Annotated in this window: 5 protein-coding genes; 3 read left to right on the top strand and 2 right to left on the bottom strand. The window is 44.8% G+C overall.

Features of this window, described 5'->3' with window-relative positions; translation table 11 throughout:
• Positions 1-128: 128 nt before the first annotated feature.
• The gene (locus QVO39_RS08675; RefSeq protein WP_021903835.1) at positions 129-1,175 is read right to left on the bottom strand and encodes a 2-oxoacid:ferredoxin oxidoreductase subunit beta; all 1,047 of its coding nucleotides are present in this window, start codon (positions 1,173-1,175) and stop codon (positions 129-131) included.
• Between the two features lie 3 nt (positions 1,176-1,178).
• Positions 1,179-3,059, bottom strand: coding sequence for a 2-oxoacid:acceptor oxidoreductase subunit alpha (locus QVO39_RS08670; protein ID WP_021903834.1), 1,881 nt, complete (start codon positions 3,057-3,059; stop codon positions 1,179-1,181).
• Positions 3,060-3,636: 577 nt separating this feature from the next.
• Here QVO39_RS08670 and QVO39_RS08665 point away from each other — a divergent pair.
• The 3 genes from QVO39_RS08665 to QVO39_RS08655 form a co-directional block, all read left to right on the top strand.
• Entirely contained in the window at positions 3,637-4,581 is a 945-nt protein-coding gene (locus QVO39_RS08665) for a hypothetical protein (protein WP_021903833.1), read from the top strand.
• Positions 4,582-5,141: 560 nt separating this feature from the next.
• Positions 5,142-5,462 carry a hypothetical protein gene (locus QVO39_RS08660; RefSeq protein ID WP_021903831.1) on the top strand — a complete coding sequence of 107 codons (321 nt, stop codon included), beginning with the start codon at positions 5,142-5,144 and terminating at the stop codon, positions 5,460-5,462.
• Positions 5,463-5,631: 169 nt separating this feature from the next.
• On the top strand, positions 5,632-5,984 hold a 353-nt coding region (locus tag QVO39_RS08655; protein ID WP_288171962.1), incomplete at its 3' end, for a hypothetical protein.

Raw genomic sequence — 5,984 nt, 5'->3', positions numbered from 1 at the left:
CGAGTGCCTTTTATAGGTCGGGTGCTCTATCACGGCGTCCAACCTTTATCGCGGCGTCCGACTTGTCCGACCTGTCCGACTCGTCCGAGATAGGCACCCCCGATAAGGCACCCCCTTCATCAGGAGGGTTACTTCACCTCCCAGCTCGAAAGGCTATCAAGGTAGCTTTGGAGCGTCAGCTCGGGCTTCTTCTCCTGCTCCTTGATGATCTGGCGAGTCACCTCACGGTCGTATGTGGGTGCCTCCACATTGCGGATCACACCGAGTGCTAGTGGCATTCCAGGTGTCGTGTGCATCATCGCTAACATCGAGTGGAGTACGGGGCTCTCTGTGGTGGCATCGTGCACCAGGATATCCTTCTCCGTCACCCCATTTTCACCAATCGTCACACTCTTCAATTGCAGACCGTCCAGCACTAGCCCCTTATTCTTTTCCTTGCCATAGATCATAGGCTCTCCATGGCGGAGCGTAATCGTCACATCGGCACGAATAGTACGGTCGGTGTACATTAAATGGGTGCCATTATTGAAAATCATACAGTTCACCAAGCTCTCCACCACACTAGTGCCTCGGTGCTTAGCTGCCTCTACCATGATCTCCTCAGAGAGACCCATGTCCACATCAATGGTACGGGCAAAGAACGTTCCTCTTGCTCCAAAGACCAATTCTCCAGGGATAAAAGGATCCTCCACAGTGCCAAAAGGAGACGACTTCGAGACAAAGCCGCGGTCGCTAGTAGGCGAGTACTGCCCCTTCGTGAGCCCATAAATCTTATTATTAAAGAGCACCATATTGATATCCACATTACGCCGAATCATATGGATAAAGTGGTTGCCCCCAATCGCCATGCTATCGCCATCCCCCGAGGTAAGCCACACGCAAAGGTCGGGATTCGCCACCTTCACTCCAGTAGCCACGGCAGCTCCACGTCCGTGGATGGTATGCATTCCATAAGTCCCCATATAGTAGGGTAGGCGAGAAGAGCAACCGATACCACTCACCACCACCGTATTGTGTGGGGCAATGCCTATCTTCGCCATCGCCTTGTGTAGCGAATTCAATACAGCGTGGTCACCGCACCCTGGGCACCACTTCACTTGTCCACCACTGTGGAAGTCCTTTCCCGTATATGTGAGTCCTGAGGGCTGTGGCCCTATTACTTGATTTAGTTTCATATTTTATAGCCCTCCTTGCTTTACATTTTCACCATCCAGTATATGCAGTAGATAGTCTGCGATCTCTCGTACCTTGAGCGGCTGACCCTCCACCTTATTAAACCTATAGAGGTCTAGCCCACCTATCTGACCACTGAGGTAAGCGGCAAACTGACCCAAGTTTTGCTCCACTACCACCACCTTTTCAAAGCGCTTTATCAGCTCAGCAGTGTTGCTAGGTAGTGGGTTGATGTACTTGAAGTGCGTCATCGCAATCTTCCGTCCAGCAGCACGAATCTCCTCTACTGCCGAAAGAATATGCCCATAGGTGCTTCCCCAGCCTACCACTAGTAGCTCAGCATCCTCATCACCTATGACCTCCTGCTGAGGAAGGCGATGGGCAATGCGTGCAATCTTCTCCTTGCGGTACCCCACCATACGTGCGTGGTTGCGTGGGTCGGTGCTAATCACACCCGTCTCACTATCCTTCTCCAGGCCTCCTACGCGGTGGGTAAAGCCCTCCACACCAGGGATCGCCCAATAGCGGACATAGCTCTCAGGGTCACGGAAATAAGGTTTCCAAGGTTGCTCCCCCTGGTAGTTGCTCTCTACGTATGGAGGCTTGATCTCAGGATAAGTGCTCAGATCGGGAATCCGCCAAGCCGAAGCACCATTACCTAGGTAGGCATCGGTGAGGAGGATCACAGGTGTCATATGCTCAAGGGCTATCTGAGCCGCTTCAAAGGCGGTATCAAAGCAGTCGGTTGGCGTGGTCGCTGCCATTACCACCAGCGGACTCTCACCATTACGTCCATAGAGAGCCTGCATCAAGTCAGTCTGCTCACTCTTGGTAGGCAAACCAGTAGAAGGGCCACCTCGCATCACATCTATCAGTAGCAATGGTAGCTCCGTAATCACCGCATACCCTAGTGCCTCACTCTTGAGGGCTAGTCCAGGTCCCGAGGTACTAGTCACCCCAAGGGCACCGGCATACGAAGCCCCGATAGCAGTAGTGATGCCAGCAATCTCATCCTCTGCCTGCACCGTCTTCACACCGAGTGCTTTCAGCTTTGACAAGGTGTGCAGAATGTCGGTCGCAGGGGTAATGGGGTAGCTCCCGAGGAATAGCTGTCGGTCCGACTTCTCAGCAGCCGCCACCAAACCGAGGGCAGTCGCCTCATTTCCCGTAATCTCTGTATAGTGCCCAGGTCGTTGATCTCGCCCCTCGATATGATAGGTGGTGGCCGAAGCATGGGTGTTGTGCCCATAATTGTAGCCATCGGTCAGCACCTTGATATTAGCTTGTAGGATAGTTGGCTTCTTGCCAAACTTTTTCTTCAGCAGTTCCTCTGCTGGAGAGATGTCCTTATTATATAGCCAAAGCACCACGCCCAGTGCTAGCATATTTCGGCATCGATCTACCGACTTCAGATCCATATCAAATTCCTTTAGGCTCTCTCGGGTCATCTCCGTGATTGCCACGGGGATAATGGTATTATTCGTTAGCCCAAGCTCCAAGAATGGATCCTCCGACGTGTACTCCCCCTTCTTCAGCCCACTGGCATCAAAGGCGCTACTATCGTAGATAATCGTCGCATTGTTTTTAATCGCCTTTACATTCACCTTGAGGGCAGAAGGGTTCATCGCTACCAGCACATCGGAATAGTCGCCAGGGGTATAGACCCCCTCGGTGCCAATCCTTACCTGAAAGCTCGAGACCCCAGCCAAGCTCCCGTGGGGTGCCCTGATCTCCGCAGGGTAATTGGGGAAAGTAGAGATCTGATTTCCCAGAATTGCTGCAACATCCGAGAAGATAGAGCCCGATAGCTGCATCCCATCCCCCGAGTCTCCAGCAAAGCGAATCACCACATCGTTGATGGTGCTCACATTGGTTGTTTTGCTCATAGTAGAGTTGTCTTAATGATGTTAGTTACTTCACACAAAAGTCTCTAGTTGCTATTTGAGATTTAAATATAATGTGTTTTGTAAAGGCAAATCTACATTATTTATTTGATATGATGCAATAATGAACCTCATTTTCGGTAAATATACCATCAGCGTCAAAACTACGAGGCAGAATCAGCTATCACCAACCCTCTGTAAGAGCCCCATTATGTGGGTAAAAGAAAGGGGTAAATAGACCCGCTACTGCAAGCCATTTGCCGAGATGCAACTAAGCAATTGCCGAGATGCAACTAAGCATTTGCTGAGATGCAACTAACCAATTGCTTTGTTGCATCTCGGCAGACGATAATATAGAGTGTTGGATATCAGTTGGTTATAAAAGTTCGGAAAATGGCCCATATCTAGTGGAGATTTTTAATGATGCAACCAATAAACAAACTCTAAATTATGTGCAGAATATTAATCCAAGGCCCTAAAAAAACACCAGTGTAAAAAACAATAACTATATAACTGGAAAAATATAAGTAAATTGCACTAGTAATTTGAATCCACACTGAAATTAGACGGGATTAAGAGAATGAAAGAGAGAGTAATCTGTTTTTTAGTGCTTGCGCTTATTTCAAGCTCAACACTAATGTTTGGTCAAGATAAAATACTTGACTATTGGGATAAGAAGGAAGTATTACCTGACTCTGTAATTTGTTCTGGTCAGGCACTGGGATCGTCAATTCCTGAAAATATTGTTTTGGATTACTTGTGCAATACTAGAAATGATTACTTTAATCCGAACAGTAGATATAGGTTACGATATTATCCTGTTTGCAAAGTCGAAGCGAGTAGCTATTGGCTATTAATGTATGTAGTAACAGATGGTTACTCACGAGATTACTATATAGCTTCTTACATCCCATCTGAAAATCGAATAGCATACAAGATCCATGTATACAGCACAGTTTGCTGTGATCTGCCTACAATCTTTTACAAGCTAAAAGGGGATTCGATTGAAGTCTATCGTAAGATCCCTAAGATAGAAGATTATCCGGGAGAAGATATTATACAGGAAATCTATAGATTGGATAGTTCATTGAGTTTTATTTCAAGAAACCCTCCAGAATATGACTTTATTCAGATTCAACCTGAAGATATTATACCTGTCTTCCAGGTGAATAGAGCAACCAATGAAACGACAATTACATATAATATCGAAGGGATAAGTAGTGAAGGTGCAGAGGCTAAAGTAACTTATGTAAACGGGAAAATATCAAGGAGCATTATATCCATTTACGGGGAGGCAGGACAGGCAACAATAATATATGAGTTTGGAGCTGAAAAGATAAAGGTGTTGGAGACTAAATACTCCTATAAGAGTAGGATTGATGAGGTGGAGTCGGATAGTGATTTGTCGTTGGATTACAAGATAAGTTACTTCATCAATTATGATGGGGAAATTGTAGGAGCAGAGAAGCCGGAGCATATCGACATTTTTCAAGAATTTCAAAGAGTAGTTCCCTTTGAATGGTAGAGAAATAGAATAATGAAAAGTAGTTATATAAGCGTGGTGCTCGGCTTATTGACGGCTTTGTTGTGTCTGAGTTGCAGTCCTCAATTATGTTTACAAAAGAGGACTAGTAGATTGGTTGATCAGCTTCTTTTGAGTAACGATTCTATCTATGTCTATTCGATAGCATTTAATAATTACAACTTGCTCTGGTTTCATCATGGGAATTCAATACAAGCATATATGATTAAGCCCTATCATGCCAAAAAGTATCCATCAATACCAGCTGAAAAGTTTACTCTCCACTCTGATAGTGTAGATTATTTCGATAGATCACTTGATAAAGATGTTGAGTGTTTTTGGCATATGCTTGATGGGGAAGGTATAAAATTATACCTTAAAGAAGGAGTTGTCTTGTATAGCAGTTTGGATACACAATGTCTGTTCAATAAAAAGTATATAAGAGGAAGCTTTCCCTATCAGCTTCAATATGATCTCTTTAAGCTAGGGCGAGCCCCAAAGGGGTATAACTTTGAGGAAGTGTACTTAAAATAGAGAGTTAGCTTGAGGCTGAAAGAAGATATATGGAAAAGCAAAATAAAGCCTTCAATAGGCTTCCTTCAATCCTTTCCTTTGTCGCTACTTTTCTCTTAATGATTCGGGTGTTCAACTTTTGGCTTGGCACAAAAGAGGATTGGCTGATGGCGATGAGAGAGCCCTCCTTTATAGTCATGAGGATTGCGATGACATTTTTACTCGGGTTGATTGTATGCTTTTTATTGGAGTTTATCCTATTGCGTTTATCATCTGTATGTGGATTTAGAAGCTTCAGAGCAGTTAGTGCTGTTACTAAGATTCTAGTTGTACTTACAGAAGCATTGGTCATCGGCCTACTTTCGTTGTAACTGCTGGCTATCAAGGAAAATTATCGTACCTTTGAGTATTCTTATGTCTCCAATATATAGACCTAAATAATTGCGTATGAGGCTATTTATGTTAATATTATCACTTATTGTTTGCTCCAATATTTGGGGGCAATCAGTAAGCTTGCCCATAGTCCCTTTGAATATCAATTTGAAGCATATTAATCAAACAGACTCTTTGGGTAATAAAGATGGGTATTGGTGTGAAGTTTCTGATGATATTGTTACACTATGTCTCTATGCTGGTGGAGTTAAAAACGGCTTTGCTCAAGTATACAGAAAGGTGGGACAAGATAAATATTATCTTGAAGCTTCAGGATATTACCATAATGATAGGCAGGCGAATCAATGGCTATATTTTTATGCTAATGGTATGGTGGCTACTTCCCAAACCGAGATCTCCAGGAATACTCACTTTTTGGGAGAGGCACGAGCTGCTGGATTTTATGATCCAGAGGCTACATGGCAGTGCTATATTCTGAATTATGATACCGATGGCCAACC

Origin of the sequence: Porphyromonas sp. CAG:1061 (assembly GCF_000435035.1) — a bacterium.
Classification (GTDB): Bacteria; Bacteroidota; Bacteroidia; order Bacteroidales; family Porphyromonadaceae; genus Porphyromonas_A; species Porphyromonas_A somerae.
Note: the sequence above shows the minus strand (reverse complement) of the source record. Positions and strands in the feature narration are given on the sequence as shown.

What these genes read in the sequence shown, in the direction of transcription:
- QVO39_RS08665 (WP_021903833.1), top strand. Translation starts at nt 3,637, where the DNA reads ATGAAAGAGAGAGTAATCTGTTTTTTAGTGCTTGCGCTTATTTCAAGC.
- QVO39_RS08670 (WP_021903834.1), bottom strand. Translation starts at nt 3,059, where the DNA reads ATGAGCAAAACAACCAATGTGAGCACCATCAACGATGTGGTGATTCGC.
- QVO39_RS08675 (WP_021903835.1), bottom strand. Translation starts at nt 1,175, where the DNA reads ATGAAACTAAATCAAGTAATAGGGCCACAGCCCTCAGGACTCACATAT.
- QVO39_RS08660 (WP_021903831.1), top strand. Translation starts at nt 5,142, where the DNA reads ATGGAAAAGCAAAATAAAGCCTTCAATAGGCTTCCTTCAATCCTTTCC.